Origin of the sequence: Okeania sp. SIO2C2, from assembly GCF_010692625.1 — a bacterium.
Lineage (GTDB): Bacteria > Cyanobacteriota > Cyanobacteriia > Cyanobacteriales > Microcoleaceae > Okeania > Okeania hirsuta.
Genome location: NZ_JAAHGM010000014.1, coordinates 151,949 through 168,101 on the forward strand (window position 1 = coordinate 151,949; position 16,153 = coordinate 168,101).

The window sequence follows — 16,153 nt, forward strand, 5'->3', positions numbered from 1 at the left end:
ATTTACTTATTGACCAGTGGTAAGTTTAAGACACTTTAATCAGTCTATTTTATGATAGATTTATTAATTATAGTAGAATTCATCAAAAATTGAATTTAGAGTTAGTTATGGGAGAAAAAGTTAACCTTGTTGAGTAAACGAATATAGATTCAAAAAATGGACGAGTTGATATTTGCTGTGTTAAATATTTTATATCAAATACGGTTAATTGCACATAGAATCTAGTTATATGATAGACATCTCCAATAATAAAAAATAAAATCAATTATCGCACTCTTATTTCTTTCCCTTTACTCTCTACTCCCTATGCGTGGAGTAGATGTTTAATATCTGTTTATAATTTCTTAAATTACTTGAATATTTCTTCTCCCCTACTCCCCCAGTCCCCCAGTCCCCTACTCCCAACTATATAATAAGTATTCAACCGGATTTGATATTAGGTGGGAGCTACTCTGCCAGTAATTCTGAATGAAATTTAAGTAAAAATATGCAATCTGTTATACCTCCAAACATAATATTAGACAACTTATTAAAAAATTGGCTCCTAGAAGATATTGGCAGGGGCGATCGCACTACTGCAGGCTTATTTTCAGCAGACCAAGTAATTCCAGGTGCAGGTTATTGGTTGGTCAAGGAATCAGGAGTTATTGCGGGGTTGCCAATTGCAGCTAGAGTATTTCAACTTTTGGATGAAAAGGTCAACTTTTTACCTACTGTTACAGAGGGGGAATGGTGTGAGTCGGGTACTGTAATAGCTAAGTTAGATGGGCCTTTAGATAGTTTATTGACTGGGGAAAGGGTGGCCTTAAATCTAGGGATGCGTTTGAGTGGGATAGCGACTATGACTCGTAAATATGCAGATAAAATTGCCGATCTGTCGGTGCAACTGGTTGATACTCGCAAGACAACTCCAGGATTGAGAATTTTAGAAAAATATGCGACTCAAGTTGGTGGGGCGAAAAATCATCGCATGGGTTTGGATGATGCGGTGATGATTAAGGATAATCATATTGCTGCTGCTGGAGGTATTGGGGAAGCGATCGCTAAGGTCAGAGAAACAATACCTTATCCTTTAACTATTGAAGTGGAGACAGAAACATTGGCAGAAGTAGAAACTGCTTTGGAGTATCAGGCAGATATTATTATGCTCGATAATATGTCTGTTGAAGTAATGCAGCAAGCAGTTAAAATTATTAGGCAAAATAATAGTCGTATTAAAATTGAAGCTTCAGGAAATATTACTTTAGATACTATTAGAAATGTGGCTCAAACAGGAGTAGATTATGTTTCTACTAGCGCTCCTATTACTAGGTCAACTTGGTTAGATTTAAGTATGAAGATAGAAAAAAATATTACCAATATCGCAGGAGGAGGAAGAGGTTTGGAATAGGGAAGAGGATTTTGAGGCAGCTTGGTACTGCTAGAAATATCAGAATCATTTCCATAAGAATCTGTAGTGTTAGCCCAAAAGTCAAAGAAGGCAACACCGATACTATTACTATTAAATAGAGAAATAGAGAAAAATTCGGTTGAACTTAACAATCAGACTTAAAGCTAACCAAAACCTTTAGGTTTATTTTCCTCTGGCTCTGTATCTAGGAAAGATTTGCGAATTATTTGAATATCAGGGTCTACCTCAATCCACAGGCGAGCACCACCAGCTTGACTCTTGTTAGGTTTATGAGGACGATACACGATTTTGCAGTTTCCCAGAATCTCTACTTCGTGACAACGATAATTTCTGTTTCCCTGTTTTACAGATATCGCTGGTAAAGATGTGCAATTGTCTCGGTTATAGTCAATTTCTCTTCGTAGCACATGGATAAAAGTATTGCCTGTACGAAATCCTTTATTCCAAGTTCCTTGAGGACCTCGACGACCTGGAGTAATTTCTGGCATTCCCCGACTATTCAAAGGAATTATCCAGAATCGTTTGACCTTTTTGGCTCCTTTGAGGCGACCTTGCCTGAGAAGTAACCTGAGTCTGGCGGTAGAAATATTGAGAAGAAAAGCTGCTTCTGTTGTACCTACTGTATCTGTCATAAACTATTCCGGAATATATATTTTATAAACTGAATAACCCTTGATGATTAAACCACAAAAAACTTAGTTTGGCAAAAATTTTTGATTTTCCAGTATTTATCAGTATTCATTCATACTTTAATTTCTGAATTTTCAGTCAATTTTTACTGATTTCTAAAGGCACAACATTGTGGAAATGTGAGTAATCAACATAGTTTTGACCATCCGCAGAAGTAAACATTATATCAACAAAATACTGATGCCACATTATCTGGTCTAATGTATAAATATGACGAGCATGAATAGTCTGAGAAACAGTTTCATCTAATCCCGTAAGCATTATAAAAAATCGCATATCCTGATTATTTAAATTCTTAAAATCATCTTCAGACCAATTATATAAAGGACTATTTTCATCAATTTGGTGCATTACTAACCAGGTAAGAGCAAGCATTGGTGTTTGAGAACGAACCAATTTTAAATCGCATAATCTTCGTAAAGAATGTCCTTCAGCAGAAACCTCTTTATCCATTAATAAAGTTACTCTCACTTGAGTTTCTACTATCCAATTTTGGCGTTGATTGGCAATACGAAACATAAGAGTCGGAATACCATTGTAAGGAGAAATAACTGCTACCTTACTGAAAAGTACCCGCGCAGTTGGCAAAGAAAAACGGGCAAACATTAGTCCTGTAATCATTGCCATGGCAATTAGACCAATAAAAACTTCTATAGTTACTAAAACATGGGTATAAGTATTTGTCGGGTACATCGCGCCATAACCAATAGTGGCCATGGTTTGTACGCTGAAAGAAAAAGTATCACTAAAAGAACCAGGTTGAGCATTAGCAATTCCATTACTACTGGCTAAATATAAAAATGTAAATATAATATTAATTATTAAATAAAAACTAATGATTATTCCCCATAGCTTTTGCCAAGAAATTTGTATTAACCAATGGTAAAAATCACTCCACTCAAAGCGAGTCATTCCTGAAATTATAAAGTCTACAGGACCGATTTTTCTTACAAAAGTTTTTTGAGTTTTTCGTTTAAAATTTTTCATTTTAATTACCGAATAATAGTGCTGATGAAAATCATCAAATTATCTGACAAATAACCATGGCAAAAAAATTTGAAATGAGTCAAACTAAGTTCTGAGTATAAAATTAAAGATGACCGATCTGCTAGTCAAAATTTTCAACCGATATAAGCTTGAAAAATTGTAATTTAACTGATACAGAGCATGGCTAATAGTAACAATAAAGAGTGTAATAATCGCCCTAATATGTCTCATACTGACCCGGATTTAGAAAAACTAACAAAACGTCTAGCTAAAAATGTAGCTCGGAATACTTTTATCCAAGAAACTCTTGACGATATTAGAGGCTATATTCAAGCACAAAGAGTGCTATTATATTATTTTTATCGTGAGTGGAAAGGACAGGTAACATTTGAGTCTTTGAGTGATGGGGAACTATCGATTTATGGTTCAACAGGAGCTGATGAATGTTTTAATGATGAATATGCTGCTATGTATCAAGAGGGAAGAGTCCGAGCGATCGAAGATATTGAATTAGAAGCAATACATCCTTGCCATCGAGATTTTCTCCGTAGTATAAGGGTTAAAGCTAATTTAGTAGTGCCGATTCTTAATTCTAGGAGGTTATGGGGGTTGCTAGTTGCTCATCAATGTCAGGATGCACGCTCCTGGTCAAAGTCAGATATAGAAATTATGCAAAAGGCAGCAATCAGTTTGGCAACTGCACCAGCTATTAGAGATAGCTAATATTAAGGGAATAGGGAATAGGGAACAGAAAGAAATATTTGAATATTTATGGATAAGAATTGATTTTATTTTTGATTTTTACCAGATGTCTATTATACCAATTTGAACAAAGAATATTACGAATAATAAGCTTAATTAAAATATTTTACAGGAGATGTCCCTTTGACAAAGTGGTGCGCCCCCGCGACGACATTCAGTTAAAAGCTACTACTATTTGCCAATAATTTATCTAAATCTGGCACATTGACCCAATTACCTGTCATATTAGATTCATGGGTTAAATCCATTAATAACTGAGAATAAACACCTTCTCTCAGAGATGGAACTACAGATTTTCCGACCTCTATTGCTTTTACCCAATTATCAACTACTCGAATAAAAGGTGCAATTCTACCATCAGGATAAATTTGAGGAAATTCTAATCTGTCAGGAATTTTTATTTCTACTAAAGTCTCTCCATTTTGAGAACCCCAAACTTTGAACCCATGTACATAATCTTTTTGATTATCGCTACCTATAATTAATGTACCTTTACTACCATAAACTTCTACCCAATGACCACGCCCTTGATAAGTAACAGAACTAATACAAATTTGACAGGGAGTACCGTCCGCCAAGTCTAGCATAATATTACAAGTATCATCTGCATCTACTGGTTTTAACTTGTTATCCTCTGTGGGGTCAGGACGAGTTTTAATTGAAGTATTCAGTTGTCCCCAAAGTTTTTTCGTAGGTCCAAATAACCAGTTAATATAATCAAAAGAATGAGAAGCGATCGCTCCTAATGCACCACCACCTTTATCTTTTTGAGCATACCAATTCCAAGGACGATTTGGGTTAGCGCGACTTGATGCTAACCAATCAATTTTTATTAGGCGTTTATCCCCCACATATCCATCTGCTAAAATTTCTGCAAATAGTTGCCAAGCAGGAATATAACGAAATTCAAAATCCATAGTTGCTACAGATTTATTATTAGCAGCAATATGATATAATTCTTGGGCTTCTTCTACTGTTAAAGTCGTGGGTTTTTCTAACAATAAATGTTTGCCTGCGGATAAGACTTTTTTTGCCATTTCATAGTGTAAAAATGGTGGAGTAGAAATTGTTACTGCTGCAACTTCAGGTATAGAAATAATTTCTTCTATAGTGTTAAAAGCATGAGGAATGTTATGCTTTAATGTAATTGATTTAGCTTTTTCTAAATCAGGGTTATAGACAGCTAATACTTGAGTTTTGTGATGTGCTTGTAAACCTGGTATATGTACTTTTTGACCAAATCCTGTACCAATAACTGCTACGCCAATAGTTTGATTGTTCATTGTTTATAAGAAGTAAGAAGGAAGAAGTAAGAAGGAAGAAGGTAAATTTTTAGTAAGTAGGTAGGTTTCATTAATGGATAATGGATAATTACCTCTCCCTAAAAGGGAGAGGATTGACCAAGAAGGAAAAAATTTATTTTTTTCCCTTTTTAAGGGGAAGCTTTTAACCTGAATTATTTAATTATTAATTTTAATTATTAATTATTAGGTAAAAAAATATAAAACCAATAGGCAAATGCCACATGAGCTGAGAGAAATTGTTTAATCACTATCCACAGTTTTTATTTTCCGGTTTTCCGTCTCAACAATCATTTTCTATTTAATTTTACCTACCTACTTAGCTAAGTTATAATACCGTAGGTTTGCAAGTGAGACCAAACCCAACAGGTATCTATTATTGTTGGGTTTCCTGCGTCAACCCAATCTACAAAGTTATAAAAATCATCAATTGTTTATTATAAGCATTCAAGGAAACACAATATAAGTTAGGAAAGAATACTTATAGCAGTTCTATTTTATTAACTCCTGTAAAAAAATATTTGTTTTTTTTAGGCAAGAGCTAACAGAGGAATATTTGATAATTTTTATCAAGTTTGGAATTTATAAAAATCATTTAGGATAGTGATACCTTAATTTTTTATAACTATAACTAATCTGAAATTATATTTAAGTATCTAAGCAAAATTAATTAAACATCCTGCTAACCCACTGTTGAATTTTGCCAGATGAGCTGTTTACTTTCTCAAAATTGTACTTTATTTTCAAGGTTTGGAGACCAAAACCCTACTAAATTTAATAAGAAATACTTACTTAATTGTGATATTACTTCTTAACTATTATATTGAGACTCTAGGATATTAATTAATAGCTCTGGCAAAATACAAATCCAGATAAATTCAAATACAGGAATTACAAATTATTACTTTTGACTGTCTTGAGTGTGTCTTACATTCTGAGGGGACCTCAGAATTACACACTCGCTTTTGACTTTTGACTTTTAACTCGATCAATTACCCATTCTATTACTTGTTTCCCCAGATTAACATTATCAAGCAAATCAATTTCTCTAATTCCTGTTGGACTGGTAACATTAACTTCTGTGAGATAACCACCAATCACATCTATACCAACAAAATATAAACCATCTGCTATTAATTTAGGTGCTAAATACTCGCAAATTTCAGATTCTCGTTCCGTAATTTCTGTCTGAGCAACTCGTCCACCTACTGCCATATTTCCTCTAAATTCTTTACCAGTAGGAATCCTATTTACTGCTCCAATAGACTTACCATTAAGCATAATAATTCGCTTATCTCCTTCTTTTGCTGCTGGTAAATAACTCTGAATCATCACAGGTTCTCTACCTTGTTTTGTACTAATTTCTATTAGGGAATTAAAATTTTTATCTGTGGGTTCCAAAAATAAAATTCCCTCTCCAGCTTTTCCTCCTAAAGGTTTTAAAACTGCTGCTCCTTGTGACTCTAAAAAGTTTCTAATTACCTCTTTTTCTTGACTAACAATTGTCTCTGGAATTACCTTTTTAAACTGCAAAGCATACATTTTTTCATTAGCAGCGCGTAACCCTTGAGGAGAATTTATTACTAAAGTTTTTTCTGGATTAATATAGTCTAGAAGATAAGTAGCATAAAGATAAGGAATTGTTACTGGTGGATCTTGCCGCATAAATACAGCATCCATCGATTCTAATGGTTCCAGCATAGTTTTTCCTAGATCGTACCAAGGATTACTTGCCACCCAATGATTTTCTATCCTTTCAATTGGGGTCAAATGTACCTGCTTAATTGTTGCCCAGGTTTTACTATCAATAATAGTTAGTTGATTAACTTCCGTTATCCAAACTTCGTGACCAAGTTCTTGAGCAGCTTCCATTAGTGCCACGCTGGTATCGTGAACTGGGTTAAGTCGGTCTATAGGGTCTATGATGAATGCAAATTTCATCTTTTTTTGTTAATTAGTTCAAAATTTTCTTGCACAACAAATAGGGGGAAATCATCATCTTCAAACAATAAGTACCCCTAAAAAATCATAAATTCTAGCAAGGCTTTTGTATTACCGAAATTAATACTAAACTCCTAGAAGTTGGTCTAGTTTCCCTTGAGCTTCCAGTCCGTATAAATCATCACAACCGCCAATATGTTGGTCATTTATAAAAATTTGGGGCAAAGAACGACGGCCATTAGCTCTCACAGCCATCTTTTCCCGTTCCAGGTCATTGCCATCTATAGCGTATTCCTGATAGGTTACTTGCTTTTTATCTAACAGTGCTTTAGCACTAATGCAAAATGGACAACTTGACCAGGTGTAAATTTCTACGTTAGCAGACATAATTGATTACCCATAAGCAATATTTCTTAGCTGATTGTAATATTAATTGGCTCTTTAGAGAATAATTTTAGATTTTATATACTAATATTAAGTTTCATTGATTAGCTATAATAAATCAGTCATCTTTAGATGACTTTTGCGGATGACCTCATCAATTACAGAATATTCATGGTAAGCTAAAATTTCCGATGATGCATGAAACCGTTCTTAAAAACCTACGATTATCTATATAAATCTATGATTTTCTATAAACAATCTGTTCTATTCCTGCTTCGCTCCTGGCAACGTCGGCGTTATCCAGTCCACAGGCTGCCACGGTCGAACTGACCGCCATAGCTATATTTAAGCTAGCATTCAAATCTCGGTCACATCTGAACCCACAGTGTTCACAGTCAAAAATACGCTCTGATAAGGATAGAGATTGCTTAACCTGACCACAGTTAGAGCAGGTTTTAGAACTAGGAAACCATCTATCAACAATGGTTAAGGATGAGCCGTACAGTTGACATTTATACTCTAACTGTCTTCTAAATTCATAAAACCCCATATCAGCAACAGCCTTAGCTAGCTTGTGATTTGACATCATTCCCGATACATTTAAATCTTCTATTACTATCTGACTGTGATTTTTAGCCAAGTAAGTAGTCAGTTTATGTAATGTATCTTTTCTGATATTAGCTATTTTGCTATGCAATTGAGCAATATCAAGTTGTGCTTTTTTCCAGTTATTTGAAAACTTGACTTTATGTCGATTCAGGTATTGTAGTCTAGATAGCCTAGCTTCTAATTTTCTGTAGGACTTAGAGCCTTCAAATACCTCACCAGTGGATAATGTGGCTAGAGACTTTACTCCTAAATCTACACCAACTACATCTACTGACTTTTCAGTAATTTGGGAAGCTGAGTCTATTTTAAAGCTTACAAACCAACGACTTGCTTTTTTGCTAATAGTTACAGATTTAGGGGTAAAATTATCTGGCAGTATTTCGTATGTTTTAATCCACCCAATCCGAGGTAATTTTATACGATTAAAACCTACTGATATAGAACCATCTAAAGTAAAACTATCATCTCTACCTTTCTTCTTGAATTTAGGTTGGCTAGACACTTTGCTAAAGCAACGTTTCCAAGCTGCTGACAAATATCTCAAAGCATATTGAGGTGCTGTTTTAGATACTTCATAATACCAATAGTTATTGGGTTTAACCATTGATACCAGGAGTTTATGCAAGTCAATCGCAGTAGGAAATTTTAGTTTACTATTAGGATTATTGGAATTGTGATTAAGTATATTTCTAGTCAGCCATAAACCCCAATTCCAGGCGTTACGAGCTACACCAGCGTGTTTAGCTAATAAGGTTTTTTGTTTATTATTTGGATGTAATTCAGTTTTGAATCCAAGTAACATAAAACAGATAATCCCAGATTTTTATAGATAATACCAGATTTTAGTCAACAGTTACAAACCCTATAATTAAGTGTTGGTAATTTTGGCTATCCTCTTTCCAAGCATAGAAACCGGGTTTGTATAGATGGCTGATCATACTGACATCTGTCTCCAACAAACCCGGTTTCTTATAAGATTTCATAGTTGGATTCACCAACGCCTAAAAAACTTTCTCCCTTCTTCCTTCTTTAAGAAGCAATAACATAATCAATAAGTTGTGCAAGTCGTTGACGCAAAGTTTCCAAACCGAGAGCTTTAGCAGCAGAAATAAATACTGCCATCGGATATTCTTCGTGAGCAAATCTTAAAGTATCTCCATCTACTTCATCAATTTTGTTAAAAGCAACTAAAGCAGGTCCTGGAGTTTCTGGCATTTCCGCCAAAATAGTCATCACAGAACGTATTTGACTTTGCCAAGCAGGATGAGACAGATCGACCACATGAAGTAAAGCATCTGCATCTGTCACTTCTTCCAGAGTTGCCCGAAAAGCATCCATCAGAGTAGGAGGTAGTTCGTGAATAAATCCCACTGTGTCAGTAATCACAATTGTAGTTGGTTCTTCAGTAACCGCATCACGAATAGTCAGACGACGAGTAATAGGATCTAGAGTGGCAAATAGTTTGTCTGCTGCATAAACTTCTGAATTAGTAAGTGTGTTTAATAATGTAGATTTACCAGCATTAGTGTATCCAACTATTGCCACCGTTGGTACTTCTTGACTTTGACGATGTTGACGTAGACGGGAGCGGTGTGCTTGTAACTGATTTACCTCTTTCTGCAACCGAGATATTCGAGCATTAATTGCCCGACGTTCCGTTTCTAACTTAGTTTCACCAGGTCCTCTAGTACCAATACCACCACCAAGACGAGACATTGCCTCACCTCGACCTGTTAGACGCGGGATAGTATATTCCAGTTGAGCAAGTTCGACCTGTAATTTTCCGGCACGAGACTGAGCGCGTTGAGCAAAAATATCGAGAATAACTTCAGTACGGTCTACAACTCTGACACCAACTTTAGTTTCTAGGTTACGAACTTGAGCAGGAGAAAGGTCGCGGTCAAATACAACAAGGTTAGCTCCCACAGTTTGAACAGTCAGAGCAATTTCTTGGACTTTACCCTCTCCTACCACAGTTTGAGGATGGGGTTGCGATCGCTTCTGTTGCATTGTCTTTAATACCAGACCTCCGGCAGTATTAACAAGTCTAGCTAATTCTGCTAACCCGTCTTCAAATTCCCTATCCTTCATTTTGTCTGTTTTTAGCCCCACCAACAGAACTTTATCTTGGTCAGAATCAACTTCTTGGGCAATAAATTCTCTTTGAAATTCTGCTTCTAATCCATCAATCAAGTCAATAAAGTCTTGTTTGGCAAGCATATCCAGACTCAGAGGGGGTGATACTGTCCAAAACAGCAATTCTTGGATATTAGTATCTGTACGATCTGTTTGAGTGGGTAACAAGTGAGCTAAATAAGCTTGTTTAACATAACCAGTAGCTCCACCCCCCTTCCGTTTAAATCCTTCACCTGTGAGGGTAAGCACCACCAGAGCATCAAGTCGTTGAATCACCATTGCAGTCAGAGCAGCTTCTGAAGGCACTTCTGGTTTCAGGTTAGTAGCAATGCAACGAATACCACTAAGGCGACTTGCACCGTAACGGGGTAATTCTAGAGGAGGAATTTGGGTTTGATGGGGTGTGCCAATTCCCACCCGAATAATTTTTCCTCTACGATTGATATAAACACAGACTGGTTGGCCAACTTCTTTGCTGATTGAGGCGACTCTTTGGGCAAATTCTGAGGTAGTTAGACAATCGCTTGGTAATCGCTGATGGTACAACCGTTGCAGTTGTTTGAGTTGGCTAGATTTTAGACCTTGAAGATTTCCGTAGATGGTTTCGATAGGCATTCCTAGCCACGAAAATGTGGCCCCTCTCTAATACTACTTTAGAATTATAAATATTCTATTATAATCCTAATTTTTGAGTTCAACACAGTCCACTTGATATATTACCTTTGTACAATTTTTGTGGGAATATAAATAATATCATGTCCGTTGGTATCGTTTGTGTAAAAGTTAGCGTGGATATCTACAGGAAATTTAAGTTTTTTTCTTGCTCAATTGCCTTCCTGTTTGTTGCCTGTTGCCTTCCTTTGCTATACAATACCGATGCTACCGGACATAATATAAGTCTTAAGTGGTGGCTTCAAATCAATGGAGTTTTAACTTAATTTATTCCTTGCGATCTACCTTAAAGATAATTTGATAAGACCGATCATTTCAGTTATCAGTTATCAGTACCTCTGCAATAAGGAGGTTTGACATCAGGAATAGTCTCTTTTTTTATCCCTTTAAAAAGGGAGGCGCATACCCACAATTTTTCGGTAATTATAGCAATGTGCGCTGGCATATTTACAAATTACAGTAACTGTCCAATAGCTAAAAGCCTGATATTATCGGTTTTTTATTCCCCCTTCCGGAGCTGTTGCCTCTCTTGGTGCGCATTCCCTTGCGACTGGCGTCGTCGCGGGGTCGCACCGCTGTTGCCTGTTGCCTGCGCACAGCGCTATATGTTGAATTTTTTTATACCAGACTCTCTTCCACCAAGCATTCAGGAAATTGCTTTTGGGTTTCGTCGTTGGGGACGAATTGGTTTTTGGTTACCGAAAAATTAAAGTATAAGGCCTCTCCATTCATGGAGAAAAAGCGGTCGATCTTTGGAGCTTCCCGAAGGGTGGGATGGCATTAGCGTTAGCGTTTGCGCAGCATCCCGATAGGAAAGCTCCTCTGTAAGAGGTAGCGGCTCTGTCACTCTTCGGGTCTCCTCGCTGGCCAACCATCGGCCAAGATAAGGAAAAAAAATACTTTTAGCCAATCCTTCTATTACAGAAGAGGTAATAATTAATTATTAATTATTAATTGTTAATTGTTGAACTCACCTTGGACGAATTCTATTTAACTGTTCTAAAGCCCATTTTGCTGTTTTTTCAACTTCAGGGTCTGGGTCATATTCTGCTTGTTGCAATAAGCTAGTTGTTTGAATGATTAACTCATAAATTCGAGTTAAATCTCGGATAGCATTTTTTCTGACTTCTGCATTGTCATTTCGCATTGACATTGCTAAAGCTCTATTCATTGGTTTTAATGTTTTAGTTCCTATTTCTGAGAGAGTGGCTAAAATTAAACTTTGCTGTTTAGAATCAGAATCTATCAGTAAATTAACTAATGGTTGAACAGCTCTAGAATCTCCTCTTTGACCTAATTCCCAGATAGCATGATGCCGTTTTTTCGGGTCAAAATTTTGTAGACCACTAATTAATTCTTCAACAACATTAACTTCTGGTAAAGGATAGTTATTTGGCAGAGTAATATCTCTAGAGTCTTCAACTGTAGAATGTTGATTATTTGCTTGTGATAAATTCACTTTATTTTCTGGTCGCTCATAGTGGTTATTTTCTTCACTCTCAATTGTAGAAAAATTTTCAGCTTTAATATCTAAATTATGGGATTTTAAACTATGTTTTGAAATTTCTACAGAAGTATTTTCTCCAGACTTCTGTAATGGGGGGACAAAAGAATCTAAAGAATTGTTTTTATTGGCCAAATAAGAGTTTTCTGGGAATCTAGGCCATTTAGAGGGGGACCGTTCGGAATCGTTAGCCTTTAAATTTAAATCAGTTGAAGTTGTTTTTGGTATTTGATCTTGAGATTGTAAGTCTTCTGGATCTAAGTCTTTAGGTTGATGATCGTCAAAAAGCTTAAGTAAGATAAATACTGCTGTACCAGTGACAAGAACTGATGTTATGCTTAAAATAAATAGTGCTTTTCGTCCTCCTAGAGCCTTGAGTATGACACGAATAGCTTTCGGAACTTTTGAGTCCGAGGATTTCGGTTCTTTTTGATTGTTATTTTGAGATTTATTGGCCTCTGAATCAGTATCTTGAGCAATATACAGAGGAAATGAAGATTTGGCTAATGATACTGGATAATTAATCTGATTGATTGATTGTAAATTTTCTGCTTCTGTAAAGCTACGATTATTTAATTCTCCTGTACTGTAATCATCTACGATAGCTCTACTCGGGGTTGCAGAAGAGTACAGGAAAGTCAAGGAGGTAATGATAGAAAAGATGGATTTGTAATAGGCCATGATGTTCTCTTAGGAGTTTTCAGAGGCAACTTTTACAGAATAGGTAAAACAGAATAGGTAAATAAGTAACTATAGTTTAATTCAATCATATCTGGTGTTAGTTAAGGATGGTCAAATTATTTAAACTTTAGCTATAAAACTACTATTTTACAAATATTATGTTACGCGTAGCATAATGTAGAATGCGCTGAAATGAAACTAACGATTCAATAAAGACTATACTACGATACTATAATAATTTTGAGTTATATCATGTCCGGTTAAACAGTTATAAATAGAGGAGTCAGGAGTCAGTCCTCAGGAGTCAGGAGTAGAAGGAGGGAAGAGGAGAAGGAGAAGAAAGTTTTTTTTATCACTAATTATCTGGACATAATATTAATGCCCAAAGTGGCTGATTGCTTAGGTTAGGTATGATTTTAATTAGAAGTTAGACTATAAGTTGACTATTTAGTTTCTGAGTTGCCACTGAATATGTGACAAAAAATTGATGTAACTCGGCAAAACATTTTGATTACCCGATAAATATTTTATATACATACGAAATATAACGTAGACAAATATTATAGTTAGATAAGTTTAAAGTCTAATCGGCTATTTAGGCTTTAAAAAATTTATCTCTTTATTTTGGTCATTCCCTAAATTATTGTACATTTAAATTGTGAATTATATAGCAATAGACAGGTAGGTGAGGACATAGACTCATAATGCTCCGAATCAGGGGAAATATTTTTCCCACTGTTCTTTCACAGGAGTGCGCGTTCCCTCTCTTGGTCAGCGTTCCCATGGCGAGAATACCTTGCCGAGTTCCTACCGCTTGTGTCTTGCCTCTTACAAAGGACCTAAAGCTTTTTCCTACGGAATTCTGCGCAAAAATGTTGCGCAGCAAAACGCCGACGCGGGGTCGCACCACTGTTCCCTGCTATAGATATTAACTTTAAAAATAGTAATAGTAGCTGGAAATATCTTATTTGTTATTTTTACTATTCTCAAAATAAGTGTATATTAGCTTAACAGAGAATATCAAATCTAAATGTGTCTTAGCTTAATCATTAAGCTTCACTCGATTTTCAAACACCAAAAAAGCTCTACTGAATTAGACAGCTATTATGAGCTACTGTATTAATCCTAATTGCTTCTACCCAGAAAATCAGAATAATCCTTTATATTGTACAGCTTGTGGCTCCAAATTATTAATTGAAGGACAATATCAAGCTGTCAAAAAACTTAGGGTTCTTGACTGGGGAACTATTTATGAAGTTAAAAGAGAAGAAACCACAGAAATTCTCAAAGTATTACATATAAATAGTCCTGAATCTGTCTCTCAATTTCAACAACAAGCCAAAATATTAGCGCAACTGAATCATCCTGGAATTCCTCAAGTCAAACCTGGTAGTTATTTTACATTTATACCGAGAAACAGTAATCAAAAATTACACTGTTTAGTTAGAGAAAAAGTTCCTGGAGAAAATCTACAAACTTGGTTGGGAAAAAACAATTTACCCATTAATCAAGAATTAGCTGTTGAATGGTTAAATCAACTCATAGAAATCTTAGACTTATTACACGAAAAACAATTTTTCTATCAAAATATTCAACCTAGTAATATTATTCTCCGTCCCAATGGGCAATTAACATTAACTAATTTTTCTCTAGAGCTACAGTCTGTACAATCTGATTTTGTGGCTCTCGGATATATGTTTATTTACTTGTTAACTGGTCAGCCTGCATCTACATTTTTAAATTCTGATACTAAGACCTTAAATTGGCGAGATAAAGTTTCTCAAATATCCCCAAAATTAGTAGATTTTATTGATGACTTAATTTCACAACAACATCCAGAAAATTATCAGACTATTCTACATCAGTGGAGACAGATAAAAGATGATTTATCTCAATCTTTGATACAAAAAAAATATCATCCATTAAAAAGCAAATTCTTATTAGGTAGTGCAATTTTACTTCTGGGGATTGGCGCTACTCAAATTATTAGTCATTTGCCAAAACAATTTAATTCCGGTTTATTTTCTCCAGAGCGGTCAAAGGAAATTAAATCTGATAATCTAGAGAAATTTTTATCTAAAAATCAAGGCAAATTTCTAGTAGGTGGAATAATTTTTATCCTCGCTATAGGAGGTAGTCATTTTGTTGGTTATTTTCGGATTCATCCCAAATATTTAAAGTTAAGTCTGCCCAATGGAGTTTCCTTAGAAGAAACTTTTAATACAGATTCAGAAAGAGTTTATTCTGTAGTTATTAGTCAAGACGGTCAAATTTTAGCTTGTGGTAATGGTAATGGTACTATTCAAGTTTGGAATTTAGAAACAAGAGAAGAATTAGGTATAATTGAAGGCCATACTAATGATGTAGTAGCGATCGCTCTCAGCCAAGATGGAAATATATTAGCTAGTGGTAGTTATGATGGGACGATAAAAATTTGGCATTTAGCAACCGAAACAGAACTAACTTTGCAAAGTCATTTTATGCGAGTTACTTCTATTGCTATTAGTCCTGATGGAGAAAAATTAGTGAGTGGCAGTAGCGATGATTCCATCAAAATTTGGCATATACCTACAGGTAAAATGCTACATACTTTTCGCGGTCATTCTGACAGTATTTATGCAGTTGATATTAGTTCGAATGGGAAAATATTAGTCACAGGAAGTCAGAATAATATTAAAACTTGGAATCTGGAAACTGGAACAGAAATTTACACATTAGTCGGTCATCATGGCAGAATTTTATCTGTGACTGTCAGTCCTGATGGCGACAAAATAGCAAGTGGTAGTAGCGATAAAAATATTAAAATTTGGCAACTAGAAACAGGAAAAATTTTACGCACTTTACGCGGTCATACTAATGATGTTAATTCTGTAGTTATTAGCCCAGATAGTCAAACTTTAGTTAGTGCAAGTAGCGACCATACTATCAAAATTTGGCATCTAGAAACAGGGAAACTTTTACGCACTATAAAAGGGCATTCTCGATGGGTTAATTCCGTTGCATTTAGTTCTGATGGAGAAATTTTAGCTAGTGGTAGTTTCGATCAAACTGTTAAGCTTTGGAAATTGGGATAAG

The 16,153-nt window shown here is 35.4% G+C and carries 11 protein-coding genes; 3 read left to right on the top strand and 8 right to left on the bottom strand.

Going from position 1 to position 16,153, the window contains the following annotated elements; genetic code table 11:
- The first annotated feature begins 487 nt into the window (after positions 1 to 487).
- The gene (nadC, locus tag F6K18_RS14385) at positions 488 to 1,390 is read left to right on the top strand and encodes a carboxylating nicotinate-nucleotide diphosphorylase (RefSeq protein ID WP_287521773.1); all 903 of its coding nucleotides are present in this window, start codon (positions 488 to 490) and stop codon (positions 1,388 to 1,390) included.
- Between the two features lie 164 nt (positions 1,391 to 1,554).
- On the opposite strand, the gene F6K18_RS14390 is transcribed toward nadC, so the two are convergent.
- Together F6K18_RS14390 and F6K18_RS14395 are read right to left on the bottom strand one after the other, a co-directional pair.
- Positions 1,555 to 2,043, bottom strand: coding sequence for a DNA-binding protein (locus F6K18_RS14390; RefSeq protein WP_287521775.1), 489 nt, complete (start codon positions 2,041 to 2,043; stop codon positions 1,555 to 1,557).
- A 136-nt stretch (positions 2,044 to 2,179) separates the two neighbouring features.
- Positions 2,180 to 3,088: an ion channel gene (locus F6K18_RS14395; protein WP_287521776.1), complete on the bottom strand. Its 909-nt coding sequence runs from the start codon at positions 3,086 to 3,088 to the stop codon at positions 2,180 to 2,182.
- A gap of 180 nt (positions 3,089 to 3,268) precedes the next feature.
- Between F6K18_RS14395 and F6K18_RS14400 the strand changes: the two genes are divergently transcribed.
- Positions 3,269 to 3,811, top strand: coding sequence for a GAF domain-containing protein (locus F6K18_RS14400; RefSeq protein WP_287521777.1), 543 nt, complete (start codon positions 3,269 to 3,271; stop codon positions 3,809 to 3,811).
- 197 nt (positions 3,812 to 4,008) lie between these two features.
- On the opposite strand, the gene F6K18_RS14405 is transcribed toward F6K18_RS14400, so the two are convergent.
- The 6 genes from F6K18_RS14405 to F6K18_RS14430 all read right to left on the bottom strand — a co-directional run bounded on the left by F6K18_RS14405 (position 4,009) and on the right by F6K18_RS14430 (position 13,078).
- Positions 4,009 to 5,133 (bottom strand): Gfo/Idh/MocA family oxidoreductase, encoded by a 1,125-nt coding sequence (locus tag F6K18_RS14405; RefSeq protein ID WP_287521778.1) that lies wholly within the window; start codon positions 5,131 to 5,133, stop codon positions 4,009 to 4,011.
- 969 nt (positions 5,134 to 6,102) lie between these two features.
- Positions 6,103 to 7,092: a glutathione synthase gene (gshB, locus tag F6K18_RS14410; protein WP_287521779.1), complete on the bottom strand. Its 990-nt coding sequence runs from the start codon at positions 7,090 to 7,092 to the stop codon at positions 6,103 to 6,105.
- A gap of 126 nt (positions 7,093 to 7,218) precedes the next feature.
- The gene (gene grxC, locus F6K18_RS14415) at positions 7,219 to 7,479 is read right to left on the bottom strand and encodes a glutaredoxin 3 (RefSeq protein ID WP_287521780.1); all 261 of its coding nucleotides are present in this window, start codon (positions 7,477 to 7,479) and stop codon (positions 7,219 to 7,221) included.
- Positions 7,480 to 7,714: 235 nt separating this feature from the next.
- Positions 7,715 to 8,887, bottom strand: coding sequence for an RNA-guided endonuclease TnpB family protein (locus F6K18_RS14420; RefSeq protein WP_287521781.1), 1,173 nt, complete (start codon positions 8,885 to 8,887; stop codon positions 7,715 to 7,717).
- Between the two features lie 227 nt (positions 8,888 to 9,114).
- Complete coding sequence (hflX, locus tag F6K18_RS14425; protein ID WP_287521782.1) at positions 9,115 to 10,836, bottom strand: GTPase HflX; 1,722 nt, start codon at positions 10,834 to 10,836, stop codon at positions 9,115 to 9,117.
- Between the two features lie 1,027 nt (positions 10,837 to 11,863).
- Positions 11,864 to 13,078: a HEAT repeat domain-containing protein gene (locus F6K18_RS14430; RefSeq protein ID WP_287521784.1), complete on the bottom strand. Its 1,215-nt coding sequence runs from the start codon at positions 13,076 to 13,078 to the stop codon at positions 11,864 to 11,866.
- Positions 13,079 to 14,184: 1,106 nt separating this feature from the next.
- Here F6K18_RS14430 and F6K18_RS14435 point away from each other — a divergent pair.
- Entirely contained in the window at positions 14,185 to 16,152 is a 1,968-nt protein-coding gene (locus F6K18_RS14435) for a WD40 repeat domain-containing serine/threonine-protein kinase (RefSeq protein WP_287277489.1), read from the top strand.
- The last annotated feature ends 1 nt before the right edge of the window (position 16,153 follow it).

What these genes read in the sequence shown, in the direction of transcription:
- F6K18_RS14390 (WP_287521775.1), bottom strand. Translation starts at nt 2,043, where the DNA reads ATGACAGATACAGTAGGTACAACAGAAGCAGCTTTTCTTCTCAATATT.
- nadC (WP_287521773.1), top strand. Translation starts at nt 488, where the DNA reads ATGCAATCTGTTATACCTCCAAACATAATATTAGACAACTTATTAAAA.
- grxC (WP_287521780.1), bottom strand. Translation starts at nt 7,479, where the DNA reads ATGTCTGCTAACGTAGAAATTTACACCTGGTCAAGTTGTCCATTTTGC.
- F6K18_RS14400 (WP_287521777.1), top strand. Translation starts at nt 3,269, where the DNA reads ATGGCTAATAGTAACAATAAAGAGTGTAATAATCGCCCTAATATGTCT.
- hflX (WP_287521782.1), bottom strand. Translation starts at nt 10,836, where the DNA reads ATGCCTATCGAAACCATCTACGGAAATCTTCAAGGTCTAAAATCTAGC.
- F6K18_RS14430 (WP_287521784.1), bottom strand. Translation starts at nt 13,078, where the DNA reads ATGGCCTATTACAAATCCATCTTTTCTATCATTACCTCCTTGACTTTC.
- F6K18_RS14420 (WP_287521781.1), bottom strand. Translation starts at nt 8,887, where the DNA reads ATGTTACTTGGATTCAAAACTGAATTACATCCAAATAATAAACAAAAA.
- F6K18_RS14435 (WP_287277489.1), top strand. Translation starts at nt 14,185, where the DNA reads ATGAGCTACTGTATTAATCCTAATTGCTTCTACCCAGAAAATCAGAAT.
- F6K18_RS14395 (WP_287521776.1), bottom strand. Translation starts at nt 3,088, where the DNA reads ATGAAAAATTTTAAACGAAAAACTCAAAAAACTTTTGTAAGAAAAATC.
- F6K18_RS14405 (WP_287521778.1), bottom strand. Translation starts at nt 5,133, where the DNA reads ATGAACAATCAAACTATTGGCGTAGCAGTTATTGGTACAGGATTTGGT.
- gshB (WP_287521779.1), bottom strand. Translation starts at nt 7,092, where the DNA reads ATGAAATTTGCATTCATCATAGACCCTATAGACCGACTTAACCCAGTT.